The sequence below is a fragment of the Amycolatopsis bartoniae genome (assembly GCF_014191255.1).
Classification (GTDB): Bacteria; Actinomycetota; Actinomycetes; order Mycobacteriales; family Pseudonocardiaceae; genus Amycolatopsis_E; species Amycolatopsis_E bartoniae.
This window is the reverse complement of sequence record NZ_JACHWH010000001.1, coordinates 2,130,331-2,147,170: the sequence shown is the minus strand read 5'-3', so window position 1 is coordinate 2,147,170 and position 16,840 is coordinate 2,130,331. Positions and strand designations below refer to the sequence as shown.

Sequence of the window (16,840 nt, the reverse complement as noted above, 5' to 3'; positions counted from 1 at the left end):
TAACCTGTGTCCATGAACCTTCGGGAGCGCAAGAAGCTGCGGACGCGCAAAGCGATCTCGGACGCGGCGATCGCGCTGTTCCTGGAGCACGGGTTCGACCAGGTCTCGATCACGCAGGTCGCCGAGGCGGCGGAAGTGTCGCGGCGCACGCTGTTCGCGTACTTCCCGGCGAAGGAGGACCTGGTCATCCAGCGCCTCGCCGACCACGAGACCGAGGCCGCGCGAGTGGTGCGGGAGCGGCCCGAGCCGCCGGTGAGCGCGCTGCGGGCGCACTTCCTGGAACGGTTGCGTGAACGCGACCCGATCACCGGCCTCTGCGAGCTGCCCGCGGTGCTCGCGCTCTACCGCCTGATCCAGGACACGCCCGCGTTGATGAACCGCATGATCGAGTTCCACCGCGCGGGCAACCGGGCGCTGGCGGACGCACTGCTGGAGAAGGCCGCCGTCTCGCCGCTCGTCGCGTCGCTCGCGGCCGATCAGCTCACGAACGTGCGCTGGTGGCTCGCGCTGGGCAACAACGCCCGGATCGCCGGCGGCACGAGCGCGGACGACGCCTATCCGGCCGCGGTCGAGGCCGCCGAGCAGGCGTTCGGGCTGCTGGTGGACGGGCTGGGCAGCGCCGGCATGCGGTAGCTACCGGCTGTCGTCCGGCGGCAGCAGCGAAGGCACGTCCAGCCGGTCGGCCAGCATGCCGCTGCTGTGCATCAGGTCGGCCACGCGCTGCAGCCGGACGCCGCTCAGCGACGTCGGGTACTGCCCGAGCGAGATGAGTGCGGCCGTCGTGTCGTCGATCCCGGCGAGCCGGGGCAGCGCCTCGCGCACCACGGACTGGTCCGCCGCGCGCTGTTGCGCGTCGGCCAGCACTCGCCGGAACGCGGCGAGCGTGTGGACGTTCGCCTGGGCGAAGAGGCCCGCGGCCGCGTAGGCCGAGACGGGGAAGTCCTTCGTCGCGCCCCGTGACGAGTCCGCCAGCACACGCGCGCCCAGGTCCTGCTGGGCCTTCGTGAGGTACGGCTCGATCATCAGCGCCGCGTCGGCCGAGCCGTCCCGCAGTGCGGCCGGCATGTCCGCATAGGACCGCTGGACGAACTTGATCTTCGCCGGGTCGCCGCCCGCCGTCGCGAACATCGAGCGTGCCGCCAGCGCGCCCAGGTCGTTGTCCTGGTTGACGGCGATCTTCGGGGACTTCCGGCTCGCCAGGTCGGTGTAGGTCGAGCCGGGCAGCGTCACCAGCGCCATCGTGTAGGGCGCGGAGGTGTACGCCTCACCCTGGAGCTGGAGGGGGGTGCCGTGCGCGGCGGCGGTGAACAGGGCGACGTCCGTGGCGAACGCCACATCGACCTTTCCGGACATCAGTTCGGTGATGCCGGCCAGCTGGTCGGTCTCCTCGACGAGGTCCACGTGCAGCCCGGCGCGGGTGAAGGAGCCGTCCGCGACGGCCATGCGCAGCGGCGCCGTGTCGATGGGGTTGCCCACGGCCACGCGCAGTTCCGAGCGCTCCAGCCCGGCGCCCTGCGCCGCCTGGCCGCCACCTCCGGTTCCGTCACACCCGGCGAGCAGCCCGAGGACGGCGACCAGCAAGATCGCTACTCCCCGCATTCGACCCCCCTGCCGGGCGAAGGAATTTTTCGGTCGGGAGTGGAGCTTAGGATGCAGGCCCAATACCATCGCCGACGGATCGCACCGACAGTAGAGAGCCGCTGAGTTCGTCCTCCGAACCAGTTCCTCTCTAGTAGGTTAGCGGCCCAGTGCCGGTAACGGTGTGTATTCGACCAGGCAGCTAACGAAGGAAGTCGATGGCCCGTCCGCGCAAGCGCCCCGGTAGCGGCGGCGCGCCGGAGCGGCGGCCGGAGATCCGGGCCGGCGGCCGGTGGCGGCTGCGCAACTGGAAGCTGCGCACGAAGCTGATCGCCGTGCTCACCATCCCGGCGATCACCGTGCTGGCGCTGGTCGGGCTGAACGTTCGCCAGGATCTGGTGCACGCCGAGGAGCTCGCGGAGCTGTCCGCGCACGGGCGCGTCGACTCCGGCCTCAACGACGTCGTCCACCAGCTGCAGCGCGAGCGGGACCTGAGCGTCCGGTTCGTCGCCACCGGCCGCCGGGGCGACCTGACCGACCTGCGGGACCAGCGCGCGAAGGTGGACACCGCGGTGGGCACGGTCAGCAAGCAGTTCGACGCCGACCGGGACAAGCTCTCCGACTCGGGCGCCACCGAGCTGCAGGCCACGATCGCGCGGCTGAACGTGCTCACCGGGCTGCGGTTCGCCACCGAGCACTCGAACCTGCCCGCCGACGCCACGCTCCGCTCCTACAGCGAGCTGGTCTCCGGCATCCTCGACCTGTCCGACCAGGCAGTGGCCGACATCAGCGATCCGGAACTGTCACGGCTGCGGCTCGCGGCCAGCGCACTGGCCCGGGTCAAGGACCAGATGTCGGTCAAGCGCGCGCTGCTCGCGGAGGCGCTGCAGGAGAACCGGCTGTCCACCGACGAACTGCGGGCCCTGCTCGGGGCGGACGCGGAGCTGAACGCGGCCCGCAGCGACTTCCGGAAGTTCGCCGACCCGGCCGAGCAGCGCATGTACGACGACACGGTGATCGGACTGATCGTCGACACCGGCAACGACATGGTCGAGTCCGCCATCACCCGCGCCGAGGCCGGGCAGAACCTGTCCGGGCTCGACCCGCAGCAGTGGGACACCTCGGCCACCTACACGATCAACCTCGCCTACCAGGTACAGCAGGCGCTACAGGCCGAGACGCAGTCCAAGATCGACTCGCTGGCCGCGGACGCCCGCCGCTCCGCGATCACCAACGCCGGTGTCGTGCTGGGCGTGCTGCTGCTGTGCGTGGTGCTCGCGGTGGTCATCGCCCGCTCGCTGCTGCGACCGCTGCGCGCGCTGCGCCGCACCGCGCTGGAGGTCGCCGAGCACCGGCTGCCCGAGGCGGTGGAGAACATCCTCGCCGACCCGCATCCGGAGGGCGCGGTGCGCCGCCGCGGCGTCGACCCGGTGCCGGTGTTCAGCCGCGAGGAGCTCGGCCAGGTGGCGCGCGCGTTCGACGCGGTGCACGGCGAGGCGGTGCGGCTCGCCGGTGAGCAGGCGCTGCTGCGGGAGAACGTGAACGCGATGTTCGTCAACCTCTCGCGGCGCTCGCAGGACCTCGTCGAGCGGCAGCTCGCCGTGCTCGACCGGATGGAGGCCCACGAGCAGGACCCGGAGACCCTCGGGGGGCTGTTCGAACTGGACCACCTCGCCACCCGGATGCGCCGCAACAGCGAGAACCTGCTGGTGCTGTCCGGGCACGACCTCGGCGACGACCGCACCGAGCCGGTGATGGCGGAGGAGATCATCGGCGCCGCACTGTCCGAAGTGGAGCACTACCAGCGCATCGAGCTGACGGCGGCGCCGGACCTCGCCGTGCGCGGCGAGGCGTGCAGCGACCTGGTGCACGTGATCTCGGAGCTGCTGGAGAACGCGACGCTGTACTCGCCGCCGGACACGACGGTCACCGTGGTGAGCGAGGTCGGCGACGACGGGGCGTGGCAGGTGCACATAACCGACTCCGGCGCGGGCATGCCGGAGCCGGAGATCCAGCGCGCCAACGCGCGGCTGGCGAACCCGCCGGACGTGGACGTCGAGGTGTCGCGGCGGATGGGGCTGTACGTGGTCGCCTCGCTGGCGGCGCGCCACGACATCCGGGTGCGCCTGCGCTCGGCCGACGGCGGTGGCCTGGTGGCGACGGTCGTGGTGCCCGCGGCGCTCGTGGTGGCGCAGCCGCGGCCGCTCGCGCCGCGGGCCGCCGTGGAGGCGCCGGAGCCGGTGGCCGAACCCGAGCCGGTGGAGGAGTTGCTGGCGTTGCCGGCGATCCCCGAGCCCGCGCCGCGCGTGCCCGTGGAGGGCGAGCAGGGCGGTCCGGACTGGCCGTCGGAGGACGACGACCAGCGCGAGCGCTACTACCTGGAGGACGACGAGCCGACCGAGCGGTTGCCCGCCTATCAGGCGGTGCTCTCGCAGTGGTTCTACACGGGGGAGCACCCGCCGGTCGCCCCGGCAGGCGAGCCCGAGTGGCCGGAGGAGGAGTCCGGCGGCCCGATCGCGGAGCGGTTGAACGGCGCGCGGCACGCCCGGCCCGACGTCGACCCGCCGACGCTGCGCCTCGACCCGGAGGCGGTGCGGGGCCGGATGGCGCGTCTGCAGGACGGCTTCAACCGGGCCCGTGAAGCCCGCGCGAGCGTCCGGCACGGCGAGGACGAGCCGGCCGAGTAGCGGCTGCGCCGACCGGTGCTCTCCGTGCGCCGGGCGGCAGCCCGGCGCAGTGGCGGTCGTCCGGTCACAGCGCCGGTCACGATTCCGATTCACAGGCTTCCCGCCCCGGTGTGACAGTGCCTCAGATACTGTCACTTCCGAGAAGCGTCACCGGTGGGGCTGTGAGACCATTTCCGCAGCGTTAGTCGCCTTTTTGCCTTTTGCAAATACGTGCTCGCCGGATGTGTGGGTGGAGGGCGAGTGTGATCTGCACAACGGCTAATAGGCCGAACGCCGTACCGATTCCGGGCCGTTCGCCGAATTTGGGTCGAAGGTAGCCCCCCATTTGGGTGAGTGCTTTTGCCTCCGAACGATCAGGCGGCGAAGATGACGCCGTGGCGACCGGTGTGGTCTGGACCTCACGACGACTCGTCGCGGTGAGCAGCACGTGAACGGACAGCTGTCCGATGGCAACGGACTTCGGTCGCTTCCCGGAACTTACTCACCCGTACCTCTCCGGTATACCGGATCATGATCAAACCGCACTGTTGCAGTAACCATTCTTGCGATAGGTTGCGCGCGGGTTCGATCTCGTCGGGGGTATCACCCATTGGTTTGAAGGATGGCTGCCGCCCAAATCACGGGCGGTAGTCAAAATCTCGCTTATCGATACGCCGCGTCAGGAGCGTCGTAAATGACTTTGAACGTGAGTAACGCCACTCGCCGCCGGTTCCTCCGGTTCGCTCTCGGCGCCACCGTCGCCGCGCCGCTGGCCGCCTCCGCGGGCTGCAGCGCGCTGAACGGATCGAGCGGATCCAGCGACTCGTCCTCGGGGAGCAACTCCGGTGGGCTGGAGAAGACCAAGCTGACCGTCGGCATCCTCACCGGCCAGCAGGGTGTCTCCGAGAAGCTGGCCGAGAAGTACGGCTACTTCAAGCAGCAGGGCCTCGAGGTGACGGCCAAGATGTTCGCCTCCGGTCCCGCCGCCTACCCGGCGCTGCTCAACGGGGAACTGGACTTCGCCGTCACCAACTACGTCTCCTTCTACCAGGCCATCGCGCAGAAGACGCTGCAGGCGAAGGTCGTGGTCGACGTCGACCAGCTGGGTGAGAACAGCCTGGTGGTGATCGCGAAGCCGGAGACCGGCATCAAGGAGCCCAAGGACCTGATCGGCAAGAAGGTCTCGATCCACCAGTCCGGCTCGATCGCCGAGGTGCTGCTGCGCGCGACGCTGAAGGACCACGACGTCGACCCGAACCAGGTCAAGTTCCAGACGGTGAAGTTCCCGGACATCCCGGCGGCACTGGCCAGCGGCCAGATCGACGCGGGTGTCGAGCTCGAGCCCTACATCACGCAGGCCGAGCGGCAGCACGGCGTGCAGCCGGTGCTGAAGATCGTCACCGGTTCGACCGCCAACATCACCTCCGCCGGCTTCGTCGCGCTCGATTCGTTCATCCAGAAGAACCCGAAGACCGTGGCCGCGTTCCAGAAGGCCATGGTGCCCGCGCAGACCGCCGCGGCGGACCGGTCGAAGCTGCTGGAGGTGCTGCCCGACCTGACCGGCGTCGACAAGGACACCGCGTCGCTGCTGAACATCGACACCTTCCCGACCTCGGTGAGCGCGAGCCAGCTGCAGCGGGTCGTGACGCTCATGCAGAACTACGGTGGGCTGACGGCGCAGCTGGACGCGAGCACCCTGATGGTGCCCACCCCGCAGGTCTGAGCAGAGAGGACGAACGTGCGGACCGCGTTGCGCAGGCTGGTCGGCCTGGTCGGTTTCCTCGTGCTGTGGGAGGTGATCGTCCGGATCGGCCTGCTGCCGGCGGACGTGGTCCCACCGCCGTCGACCGTGCTGGCCCGTTTCTTCGGGTTGTTCACCGACGCCCGCTTCCTTCCCGACGCGGTCTCCACCGTGTTGTCGTGGTTCATCGCGCTGGGGATCGCCGTGGTGATCGCGGTGCCGCTGGGCGTGCTGCTCGGCAGCATCCGGTGGCTGCGGCTGAGTCTCAGCCCGGTGGTGGAGTTCCTGCGGCCGCTGCCCGCGGTCGCGTTGATCCCGCTGGTGATCATGCTGCTCGGCAGCGGTGCGCAGACGAAGATCGCGCTGGCCGCGTTCGCGTCGGTGTGGCCGGTGCTGTTCAACACGATCTACGCCATGGGCGAGATCGACCGGCAGCTGCTGGAGACCACGAGGGCGCTGCGGACCCCGCCGGTCCGCAGGCTGTTCGCCGTGCTGCTGCCCAGCATCGCGCCGTTCACGCTGACCGGCGTGCGCCTTTCGGCGTCGATCTCGCTGGTGGTGCTGGTCAGCACCGAGTACCTCGCGGGCGGCACGGTCGGCGTCGGGCAGTTCGTCTACCTCTGGGGCACCAACGCGGGCCGGATGGACATGGTCCTGGCGGGCGTCGTGTTCCTCGGGCTGGTCGGCTACCTGGTCAACCAGGCGCTGCTGAGCGGTCAGCGGCGCTGGATCGGCTGGGCCGAGGCGGGAGGTGCGGTGTGAAGCGCAGGCGGTGGTTCGACTTCGGCAGGCGCTGGGTCGTGTTCCTGGCGTTCGTCGCGGTGTGGCAGCTCATCGCGAGCGCGGCCGGCAACCCGTACTTCCCCCCGCCGTCGGACATCGTGTCCGCGGCGGGGGACACCTGGTTCTCCGGTTCGTTCACCGACGACATCCTGCCCAGCCTCGGCAGGCTGCTCGCCGGCTTCGCGATCGCGGTCGCCGTCGGGATCCCCGTCGGGATAGCGCTCGGCCGTTCGGAGAAGGCCACGGACTACGTGTCGCCGGTGTTCTTCTTCGCCCGGTCGGTGCCCGCCACGCTGCTGGTGCCGGTCTTCCTGGTCGCGTTCGGGATCGGGCCCAAGATGGAGATCATCACCGTGATCTTCGGCGCGGTCTGGCCGATCCTGCTGAACACGATCGACGGCGCGCGGGCCGTGGACGAGGTGAAGACGGAGACGGCGCGGGCGTTCAACATCTCGCGGCGGAACTGGGTCTTCGGCGTGGTGCTGCCGACGGCGTTGCCCAAGGTGTTCGCCGGGCTGCGGCTGGCGCTGTCGCTGTCGATCATCCTGATGGTCGTGTCCGAGCTGATGGGTGGCAGCACCAACGGCATCGGCTACCAGCTGATCACGTCGCAGGGCAACTTCGTGCTGCCCGTGATGTGGGCGTGGATCGTGCTGGTGAGCGTCCTCGGTTACGTGGCGAACCTGCTGCTGTCCACTCTGGAGCGGCGGGCGCTGGCCTGGCACCCGGGGTTCCAGCCGGAAGGAGCGTGAGAAAAGGCCGGTGACCCCGCGCTGGGGGCCGCCGGCCTTCTCCTTATATATCTGTGCCTACTGCGCGCCGGATTGGATGCGCACGTGCACCAGCGTCGGCGCGCCTGACGCGAGCGCGCCGGTGACGGCGGGTTCGAGCTCGTCCGGGCGCTCGACCAGCACCGCGTCGCAGCCCATGCTGCGCGCGAGACCGCAGAAGTCGAGGCCGCCGAGGTCCTGCCCGGGCACCTTGCCGCCGACGCTGCTTTCGGCGTGCTCCCGCACGGCGCCGTACTCGCGGTTGTCGAGGATGACGAACACCGCGGCGACGTGCTCCTGCGCGGCCGTCCACAGTGCCTGGATGCCGTACATGCTGGAGCCGTCACCGAGCACCGCGACCACGGGCCTGCCGGGCTGCGCCATCTTGGCGCCGACCGCGGCGGGCAGGCCGTAGCCGAGCACGCCGCTGGCCATGGTGAGGAAACCGCCGCCGCGCGCGGTGATCGGCAGGTGCTCCTGGATGTCCGGGCGCAGGCTCGGCGCCTCCTCGACCACGAGCACCCCGGACGGCAGGATGCCGGTCAGCGCGTCGTAGACGTACGCGGCGGTCATCAGCTCACCGGCCGCCGGTTCCGCGGGCTTGGCGCGCCGCTGCCGCGGCGCGGGCGCCTCGCGCGTCTCAGGAGTCTCGACCCGCGCCGTGAGGGACCTGATGGCCGCCCTGGGCGTCGCCATGACCGCCGTGGCGTGCGGCGTGCGGGCGAGCACCTGCGGGTCGTCGTTCAGCAGGAACAACGGCGGCAGCGCGGGCATCTCGCCTTTACTCGGCACGTGGTAGGTGAACGCGGGCGCGCCGATCACCACGACCAGGTCGTACGCGGCCAGCGCCTCGTGCACCTTCCGCTTGGCGGGCTTGAGGTGGCCGGCGAACTGCGGGTGGTCCTCGGGGAACGGGCTGCGCGCGGCGAACGGGGCGGTGTACACCGCGGCACGGGTCGCCTCGGCGAGCGCGATCGCGTCGGGCACGGCGTTGTCGATGTCGACCGCGGCGCCGAGCACGAGGGCGGGACGGCTCGCGGCGTTGAGCGCCGCGGCCACCTCGGCGATCGCGTCCGGGTCCGGCCCGTAGCCACGCACGCGCGGCATGGCGGGCAGCGGTTCCGCGGGCTGCAGCCAGTCGTCGGCCGGGATGGACAGGAACACCGGGCCGTACGGCGGCTGGGTGGCCACCTGGTAGGCCCGCGCGAACGCGGCGGGCACGGCGGCGGCCTCGGTGGGTTCCAGGCTCCACTTCACCCACGGCTTCGGGAACTGGGCCGCGTCGACCGCGCTCAGGAACGGGTCGTACGGCAGCATCGACCGCTCCTGCTGGCCCGCGATGACGATGAGCGGCGCGCGGTTCTGGTACGCGGTGACCAGGCTGCCCAGCGCGTGCCCGAGCCCGCCGGCCGAGTGCAGGCTGACGATCGCGGGCCGCTCGGTGAACTGCGCGTAGGCGTCGGCCATCGCGAGCACCGCTGTCTCGTGCAGCCCCAGCACGTAGCGGAAGTCGTCGGGCCAGTCGGCAAGGAACGGCACCTCGGTGGTGCCCGGGTTGCCGAAGACCGTGGTGATCTCCCACTCCCGCATGAGGTTCCGGACGACGTCACGGACTGTCTGCTCGGCCATTTACGCGTTCCTTTCGTGCGCGAGCTCCCGCGGGTTCTGCAGCAGCCGCGCGACCTCACCGCGCAGCTTCACGAACTCGCCGGACTCACGGGTGGTGATCTGGTCCCGCTCGGCGGGCAGCGAGACGGGCAGGTCGGCGACGATCGACGCGGGGGACTTCGACAGGACGAGCACGCGGTCCCCGAGGTACACGCTCTCGTCGATGTCGTGGGTCACCAGCAGCACGGTGCTGCCGTGCTCGCGCTGCACGCGGCGCGTCAGGTCCTCCAGCTCGAAGCGGGTCTGCGCGTCGACGGAGGCGAACGGCTCGTCCATCAGGAGCAGCGCGGGGCGGCTCGCGAGCGCCCGTGCGATGGAAACCCGCTGCTGCATTCCGCCGGACAGCTGCCACGGGTACTTGCGGCGGGCCCCGGAGAGCCCGACCCACTCCAGCGCCTCCTCGACCCGGCGGCGCCTGTCATCACGGGCAATCTTCGTTGACTTCAAGGGAAATTCGACGTTCCCCGCGACGCTGAGCCACGGGAACAGCGAGCGGCTGTAGTCCTGGAACACCACGGCGAGGTCCGCGGGCACGCCCACGACCTCGTCGCCGTGCAGCCGCACGGTGCCCTCGGACGCCTTGACGAGGCCCGCGATGCAACGCAGCAGGGTGGACTTGCCGCAGCCGGACGGGCCGACGATGCAGGCCAGCTCGCCGGCTTCGACGGTGAACGACAGGTCGTTCACCGCCAGGTGGGCCTCACGCCCGTCGTAGCGGTGACTGAGACCGCGAACCTCGAGCATCGTGGGCACTGGACTGTCTCCTCGTGTTCTGGGGTACCTGGCCGCACCGGTGAGGTAGATCACCCGATTCGGGAATTAAGTACTGGTACGTATACGGAGAGTGGTTTAACCCCGTACAACTCGGGGAAGTTGTATCAGGTCAGCGCCGCTCGCCGAGATGTGCTTGTTTGCCTTTGCTCAGGAAGGGTTACATCTTCATCCGCTTACCGCTACCCTCTGCACCTGCACTAGAGCTACGGGCCCACAGCTGGCGGGAATTGACGGTGGTACAGCGGTGCCAAAAGAAGACGCCCCGGTCGTAACCGGGACTCCTGCGCAGCAGACTGCGCGCCAGAGCGGGTCACGCCTGAGCCTTCGGAACTGGAAACTGCGCTCCAAGCTGGCGCTGGTCCTCGCGATTCCGACGGTGACCGCGCTCGCGCTGGGTGGTCTGCGCGCCTACGACGAACTGCAGCAGGCGAACCTGCTGGACCAGACCACTGCCCAGGTGGAGCTGGCCGGAAAGCTGACCGAGGTCGTGCACCAGCTGCAGGCGGAGCGGATGCTCGCGGTCGCGAAGATCGTCACCCCCGGTGACGTCGACCTGCAGACCGCGCTCAACGCCCAGATCCGCCAGGTCGACTCCACGGTGTCGGACCTGCGCGACGAGGCGTCGAACGTCGAGATCGACGACGCGAACAGCCGCCAGCGCTACGACCAAGGGTTGCAGCGGCTGGACACGCTGCCCGCGCTGCGTACGACGGTGAACACGCCGCCCTACTCCGAGCAGGCCGCGTTCGAGACCTACACCTCGATCCTCGACTCGCTCGTGCAGCTGGGCCGCGAGGTCACCGCGACGGTGAACGACCGCGACCTGCTGCGGCAGGGCAACACGGTCCAGGCGATCAGCGAGGCCAAGGAGTCCTCCGCGCGCCAGGACGCCGCGCTCGAAATGGCCGTGCTGCGCAACGGGTTCAACACGGTCCTACTGGACCAGACCAGAGCGGCGCAGGCGAGCGCGGACGCGTCGCTGGCGCTGTTCCGCGCCGACGCGACGCCCGCGCAGCTGCAGCTGTTCAACGACGTGGTCAGCGGTCCCGACGTCGACGGCAGGCAGCAGCTCGCCTCGGTCGCCCTCACCAGGGCCGCCGCGGACGCGCCGCCGGGCATCGACCGGAACACGCTCGCGACGGACAGCACCGCGACGCTGAACAAGATGCGGACGCTGGAAACCGATCTGCTGAACGATTTCCGCGCCCAGTCCGCTTCGCTCGCCAGCTCCGCGAACGCGGCCGCGTGGCGGGACATCGCGATCGTGCTCGCCGCACTGGCCGCCGCGCTGCTGCTGACCTTCCTCGTCGCCCGCGTGATGCTCAAGCCGATCCGCGTCCTGCGGACCAGCGCGCTGGAGATCGCCTACAGCAAGCTGCCGCAGACGGTGACCCGGATCCTCGAGGACCCGGAACCGATGGCGGCGGCGGCGAAGGCCGTCGAACCGGTGCCCATCACCACCCGCGAGGAGATCGGCGAGCTCGCCCGCTCGTTCGACGAGGTGCACGAGCAGGCCGTCAAGATGGCCGCCGAGCAGGCGCTGTTGCGTGAGAACGTCAACGGCATCTTCGTGAACCTGTCCCGGCGTTCGCAGCGGCTGGTGGAACGCCAGCTCGGGGTGATCGACCGGCTGGAGGCCGACGAGCAGGACCCGGACCACCTCGCGAGCCTGTTCGAGCTCGACCACCTCGCCACCCGGTTGCGCCGCAACGGTGAAAGCCTCCTGGTGCTCTCCGGCGCGGGCCTGGCGAAGTCGGTGCCCAAGCCGGTGCCGGCCGCCGACGTCATCGGCGCCGCCGTGTCCGAGATCGAGCAGTACGCCCGCGTCGAGGTCGGCATCATCCCCGAGGTCGCGGTGCGCGGGCTGAGCGTGCACGACCTCGTGCACCTGCTCGCCGAGCTGCTCGACAACGCGACCTACTTCTCCGAGCCGGAGACGAAGGTGAGCGTGCGGGCGGTCGTCACGCGGCGCAAGGCGCTCGCCATCCAGATCACCGACCGCGGTGTCGGGATGTCGGACGAGCAGATCAACGAGGCGAACCAGCGCCTGGCCGACCCGCCGGACCTGGACGTGTCGGTGACCCGCCGAATGGGCCTCTACGTGGTGGCGCGGCTGGCGCAGCGGCACGGCATCGAGGTCCGGGTGCGGGAGAACGAGGACATCGAGGGCGGCGTCATCGCCCGCGTCGTGGTGCCTCCCGAGCTGCTCGGCCCGATCGTCGCCGAAGCGCCGGCCCCGCCGCCGTCGCAGCTGGAGACGTCGCTGCCGGACATCCCGTCGGTGCCCGCGCAGCGCCCGCGCCCGGAGTCGGCGCCCACCGAGCAGACCTCCGCCGGGCTCACCCCGCTCGCGCAGCCGATCAGCCTCGACGACCTCGTCGCGGGCTCGTCCAGCGCGGCGTTCATGAGCCGGGGCGGCACGGCGGGCCCGGCGCCCGCCAACCGCGTCAACGGCAACAGGTTCACTCCGCTGGAGCTGCCGAAGCGGCAGCCGCAGTACGTCCCGGTGGCCGAACCCGAGCCACCGGCGCCCGCCGACCCGCCCACCCAGCAGAGCGGCGTGCTCGAAGACGACGTGCCGACCAAGCGGCTGCCGATCTACCAGTCCGTGGTGTCCCGGTGGTTCACGCAGGAAGGCGAAGAGAACCAGGACACCCGCGGGGAGGAGGCGTCCGAGCAGCCGATGACGGGGAATCTCGAGGAGCCGGCCGCGCAGGAACCGGCTCCGGCCGAAGTGGCGGCCGAACCCGAGCACGACTGGCGCAGCGCGGCCGACGAGGGCTGGCAGCGCGCGCAGTCGCTGCTGGAGCCCAAGGGTGAGGAAGTGACCACCGCGGGGCTGCCCAAGCGGGTGCCCAACGCGTACCTGATGCCAGGCTCGGTGACCGGGAGTGAACCGAGCGGTGCCGCCTTCACCGACACCACGTCCGGCAGGCCCGGCGCGAGCGCGATCACGCGCTCCGCCACCGCCGCACGGGACCGTATGGTGAGCTTCCAGCAGGGTTACCGGTCTGGCCGGCACGCCCTCCGGGAGCGGCCCGGCGAGAGCGTTTCGGTGACCGGCGGGGACGCAACCCCGCCCCAGTACGGCAGTGAGGAGTGACAGTGACACGCGCGGGTTCGCTGCAACCGGGAGGCGCCAAGCCGCAGAGCGGGCCTAACGGTTTCGCCTGGCTCATCACGGACTTCGTGCACCGCGTGCCCGGGGCCGCGCACGCCGTGGTGGTTTCCGCGGACGGGCTCATGCTGGCCGCTTCGCGCGGCCTGCCCAAGGACAGGGCCGACCAGCTGGCGGCGGTCGCCTCCGGGCTGACCAGCCTCGCCCGCGGCGCGGCGAAGGTGTTCGAGGGCGGCCCGGTCGCGCAGACCGTGGTCGAGATGGCCAACGGCTTCCTCTTCCTGATGTCGGTGTCGGACGGTTCTTGCCTGGCGGTGCTGGGCTCCCCGGACAGCGACATCGGGCTGGTGGTGTATGAAATGACCCTCCTGGTCGACCGGGTGGGACAGCAGCTGACGCCGGAACTGCGGGCACAGCTGCAGGGCGCCGTGCGCGGGTGACGCGCGGGCATTGAGGAACGGCAGTGGACGCGGGTCGATCGACGGACTTGGACGGGAACCGGATGGGCAGAATGGACTCCGGCTCGGACCCCGAGGAACCACGGAGCGCGCCCGATGACGACTGGACGCGGTTCCGGGCCCGGGTGGACCGAGCCTGGCAGCAGCGCCGGACGGGTGCCGGGGAGGACGACCCCGGCGGCCCGCCCTCGTACCCCGGCTACGGTGGTGATCCAAGGATGACGGACTTCGGCGACCGGCTGCTGTCCGGTCCTGGTGCGGAACTGTTCGGCGGCAGGCCCGACGGCGGGCCGCCGAGCGGGGAGTTCAGTGCCTACCCGCCCGTCGCCCCCGGCCCGGGGCCGGCGAGCTACCCCGGCCCGTCCAGCCACCCCAGCCTGCCGTCGATGCCGGCGGTGCCCCCCGGCCCGGCGGCCACCCCGTCCGAGACGTCCGGCCTGGTCCGGCCGTACTTCCGGACCGGTGGCCGGACCAGGCCGACCTACGACCTCGCCATCGAGGCCCTGGTGTCCACCAGCGAGCGCGGCCGTTCACTCGACCGGGTCCGGGTTCCCGAGCACCGGTCCATCTGCGGGCTGTGCCTGGACACTCGGTCGGTGGCCGAGGTGGCCGCCTACCTACGATTGCCGCTCGGCGTCGTACGGGTCCTCATCGGCGACGTGGCCGGACTCGGTCTCGTCCTGGTGCACACCGCGACCGCCGCGGTCGGCGATCGTCCCAGTATCGAATTCATGGAGAGGGTGCTCAGTGGGCTTCGGAGAATTTGACTCCGACGCGAACACGTCGGCGGCCAACGGGCCGACGCAGTCGGCCAAGATCGTGGTGGCCGGCGGCTTCGGCGCGGGCAAGACCACCCTGGTCGGTGCGGTGTCCGAGATCGACCCGCTCACCACCGAGGCGCAGATGACGGAGGCGAGCCTCTCGGTCGACGACGTGTCGGCGACCCCGAACAAGGTCACCACCACCGTCGCGATGGACTTCGGCCGGCTGTCGCTGGACTCCGACCTGGTCCTGTACGTGTTCGGCACGCCGGGGCAGCACCGGTTCTGGTTCATGTGGGACGACCTGGCGCTGGGCGCGATCGGCGCCGTCGTGCTGGTCGACACGCGGCGGCTGGCCGACGCGTTCCCGTCGATCGACTTCTTCGAGAACCGGAACCTGCCCTACGTCGTGGCGATCAACTGCTTCGACCGGCTGCTGCACCACCAGATCGAGGACGTCCGGCACGCGCTCACGATCGGCGACCACGTGCCGATCATCGTGTGCGACGCGCGGGAGCGCGAGTCGGCGAAGCAGGTTCTGATCTCGGTGGTCGAGCACGCGATCGCGAGGGACAGCGCGCTCCAGCCCGGCTGAGTGTTTGCCCGGTCACGTTCCGGGTACGGCCGTTGGGGTGAAGATGGGAACCACCCGTCCTCACGGGTCGACAAGGGGCCCGGGGGGAATACCCTGGCAGGGATTCATTCGTGACCTGGAGGGGACGGCGAGGAGGTAGCAGTGAGCGCCCCGGCTTTTCAGACCGGCAGCTTCGGCTGGCTGATCACGGACTTCGTGCGCAGAGTCCCCGGCGCGGCGCACGCTGTCGTCGTCTCGGCGGACGGGTTGCTGCTGTCCGCTTCGGACGGTCTGCCGAAGGACAGAGCCGACCAGCTGTCCGCCGTCGCCTCCGGTCTCGTCAGTCTCACTTTCGGTGCCGCACGGTGCTTCGAGGCGGGCAACGTCAACCAGACGGTGGTCGAGATGGAGCGCGGGTACCTGTTCCTGATGTCCATCAGCGACGGGTCCAGCCTGGCCGTGCTCGCCTCGCCGAACTGCGACATCGGCACGGTCGCGTACGAGATGACGCTGCTGGTCGACCGGGTCGGGCAGCAGATGACGCCCGAGCTGCGGATGCAGCTCCAGGGTGGTGTGCGCGGGTAGCGATGAAAGACCTCCCGAAACCCCCCGAAGGTTCCGACGCGTGGGACGCCCTGCACCAGGGTGTCGACCGCGAGGAGCTCGACTCGCCCGCCAGGTTCACCCTGGACAGGGCGACGGTACTGATGCGGGTGCGTTCGGTGCAGGCGAAGAGCCGGTCGCGGCGGGCCCGTCCGCCGCAGGCGCAGGTGGACGCGGACCAGGCGACGACCCTGATCCCGGCGGTGCCCCCGGAGGGCCGCGAGGCGGTCGCGCCGGTGCCGGGCCGCCGGCGGCGCCGGGAGGTTCCGCCGCCGGAGGAGTACGGCGGCGGTGAGCACGCCGTGCCGGAGCCCGGCCGCCAGCGACGCCGGGAGGTTTCGCCCGGGTTGCCAGTGGAGCCCGCTTACGTACGTCGGCGCCGAGGGCGTCCGTCGGGCGAGCACGCGTTGCCGGTGCAGGCCGAGTTCCCGGCCGCCGGGTCCGGTGAGCACGCGCTGCCGGTGCAGGGTGAGGTTCCGGTTTCGGATGAGCCTGCTTACGTGCGTCGTCGCCGCGGCTTTCCGCCCGGTGAGCATGCGCTGCCGGTGCAGGCCGAGTTCCCCGCGGCGGAGTTGGACGAGCCTGCGGGTCGGCGGCATGGCGCGTTCTCGCCCGCCGAGTCGGGTGCCCCGGCGGTCCTGCCGGCGCAACCCCGTCGTCGGCGCCGCGTGGCCCAGCCGGTGGAGCCGCAGGGAGTCGAGGCCTGGCCGGGTGAGCGCAGCCCCGAAGGCGCCTGGCCCGCCGAGCCCGAGGAAAACGCGTGGCCGACCGAGGCCGAGCACGACTGGCCGGCCGAAAACGGCGCCGCCGGGCCGTGGCAGCCGGAACCGGAACGCGAATGGCCGGGCGAACCCGAATGGACCCCGGTACCCGTGGGCGTCGGCGCGGCCCCGACGGCCGTCCGCCCCCGCACGATGATGCGCCCGTACGCGCACACCAGGGGCCGCACCCGTCCCGACTACGAACTGGCGCTGGAAACTCTGGTCTCCACGAGCGACCGCGGCCTCCGCCACCAGGGCGCGACCTCCGTGCAGCACCGCCGGATCTGCGACCTGTGCGTGGAACCCCGCTCGATCGCGGAGATCGCCGCGTTCCTGTACCTGCCCCTGAACGTGGTGAAGGTGCTGGTCAGCGACATGGACAACCTCGAACTGGTGGTACTGCACCAGCCGGGCCTGTCCTTCGGGGACCGCTCGTCGCGCGAGTTCATGGCCCGCGTCCTCGAAGGACTCCGCTCACTCTGAGCCCCGCGGACTCCGCTCGTTACCGCGCGTCCGGGCCCCGCAGCCAGGCTGACCCCGGCGGCCGTCGAGTCCGATCTTCCCGGTCCGCGAAACCTCCAGAAA

General features: G+C 70.7%; 14 protein-coding genes. 11 read left to right on the top strand and 3 right to left on the bottom strand.

Translation table 11 applies throughout. The features are described 5' to 3' along the window. The first annotated feature begins 12 nt into the window (after positions 1-12). On the top strand, positions 13-633 hold the full coding sequence (locus FHX82_RS10050) for a TetR/AcrR family transcriptional regulator (RefSeq protein WP_145937765.1): 621 nt from the start codon (positions 13-15) through the stop codon (positions 631-633). Here the strand turns inward: FHX82_RS10050 and FHX82_RS10045 are convergent, their stop codons facing one another. Continuing rightward, entirely contained in the window at positions 634-1,599 is a 966-nt protein-coding gene (locus FHX82_RS10045; RefSeq protein ID WP_145937766.1) for an ABC transporter substrate-binding protein, read from the bottom strand. A gap of 197 nt (positions 1,600-1,796) precedes the next feature. Here FHX82_RS10045 and FHX82_RS10040 point away from each other — a divergent pair, with 197 nt between their 5' ends. From FHX82_RS10040 to FHX82_RS10025, 4 genes are all read left to right on the top strand, one after another. After that, positions 1,797-4,265: a sensor histidine kinase gene (locus FHX82_RS10040; RefSeq protein WP_145937767.1), complete on the top strand. Its 2,469-nt coding sequence runs from the start codon at positions 1,797-1,799 to the stop codon at positions 4,263-4,265. A 685-nt stretch (positions 4,266-4,950) separates the two neighbouring features. After that, positions 4,951-5,967, top strand: a complete 1,017-nt coding sequence (locus FHX82_RS10035) for an ABC transporter substrate-binding protein (RefSeq protein ID WP_183176537.1) — start codon at positions 4,951-4,953, stop codon at positions 5,965-5,967. Between the two features lie 15 nt (positions 5,968-5,982). After that, entirely contained in the window at positions 5,983-6,747 is a 765-nt protein-coding gene (locus FHX82_RS10030; protein WP_145937769.1) for an ABC transporter permease, read from the top strand. Beyond that, positions 6,744-7,520: an ABC transporter permease gene (locus tag FHX82_RS10025; RefSeq protein ID WP_145937770.1), complete on the top strand. Its 777-nt coding sequence runs from the start codon at positions 6,744-6,746 to the stop codon at positions 7,518-7,520. The genes FHX82_RS10030 and FHX82_RS10025 overlap by 4 nt, the downstream gene beginning before the upstream one ends. A 57-nt stretch (positions 7,521-7,577) precedes the next feature. On the opposite strand, the gene mdlC is transcribed toward FHX82_RS10025, so the two are convergent. Continuing rightward, a complete protein-coding gene (gene mdlC / locus FHX82_RS10020) occupies positions 7,578-9,167 on the bottom strand; it encodes a benzoylformate decarboxylase (protein WP_145937771.1) in 1,590 nt (529 codons plus the stop codon). Continuing rightward, entirely contained in the window at positions 9,168-9,959 is a 792-nt protein-coding gene (locus FHX82_RS10015; protein ID WP_222425989.1) for an ABC transporter ATP-binding protein, read from the bottom strand. It lies immediately after the preceding gene. A 265-nt stretch (positions 9,960-10,224) separates the two neighbouring features. On the opposite strand from FHX82_RS10015, the gene FHX82_RS10010 reads away from it, so the two are divergent. From FHX82_RS10010 to FHX82_RS36890, 6 genes are all read left to right on the top strand, one after another. Next, complete coding sequence (locus FHX82_RS10010; RefSeq protein ID WP_229880408.1) at positions 10,225-13,083, top strand: nitrate- and nitrite sensing domain-containing protein; 2,859 nt, start codon at positions 10,225-10,227, stop codon at positions 13,081-13,083. Between the two features lie 2 nt (positions 13,084-13,085). Then, entirely contained in the window at positions 13,086-13,538 is a 453-nt protein-coding gene (locus FHX82_RS10005) for a roadblock/LC7 domain-containing protein (protein ID WP_145937774.1), read from the top strand. Positions 13,539-13,561: 23 nt separating this feature from the next. Continuing rightward, the gene (locus tag FHX82_RS10000) at positions 13,562-14,323 is read left to right on the top strand and encodes a DUF742 domain-containing protein (protein WP_373308579.1); all 762 of its coding nucleotides are present in this window, start codon (positions 13,562-13,564) and stop codon (positions 14,321-14,323) included. Beyond that, entirely contained in the window at positions 14,304-14,912 is a 609-nt protein-coding gene (locus FHX82_RS09995) for a GTP-binding protein (protein ID WP_145937776.1), read from the top strand. The genes FHX82_RS10000 and FHX82_RS09995 overlap by 20 nt, the downstream gene beginning before the upstream one ends. A 141-nt stretch (positions 14,913-15,053) precedes the next feature. Then, entirely contained in the window at positions 15,054-15,476 is a 423-nt protein-coding gene (locus FHX82_RS09990) for a roadblock/LC7 domain-containing protein (RefSeq protein WP_145937777.1), read from the top strand. Positions 15,477-15,478: 2 nt separating this feature from the next. Next, positions 15,479-16,738, top strand: a complete 1,260-nt coding sequence (locus FHX82_RS36890) for a DUF742 domain-containing protein (RefSeq protein ID WP_229880409.1) — start codon at positions 15,479-15,481, stop codon at positions 16,736-16,738. The last annotated feature ends 102 nt before the right edge of the window (positions 16,739-16,840 follow it).

Excerpts from the sequence above, each read along its gene's own strand:
- FHX82_RS10050 (WP_145937765.1), top strand. The coding sequence starts at position 13 with ATGAACCTTCGGGAGCGCAAGAAGCTGCGGACGCGCAAAGCGATCTCG.
- FHX82_RS10045 (WP_145937766.1), bottom strand. The coding sequence starts at position 1,599 with ATGCGGGGAGTAGCGATCTTGCTGGTCGCCGTCCTCGGGCTGCTCGCC.
- FHX82_RS10040 (WP_145937767.1), top strand. The coding sequence starts at position 1,797 with ATGGCCCGTCCGCGCAAGCGCCCCGGTAGCGGCGGCGCGCCGGAGCGG.
- mdlC (WP_145937771.1), bottom strand. The coding sequence starts at position 9,167 with ATGGCCGAGCAGACAGTCCGTGACGTCGTCCGGAACCTCATGCGGGAG.
- FHX82_RS36890 (WP_229880409.1), top strand. The coding sequence starts at position 15,479 with ATGAAAGACCTCCCGAAACCCCCCGAAGGTTCCGACGCGTGGGACGCC.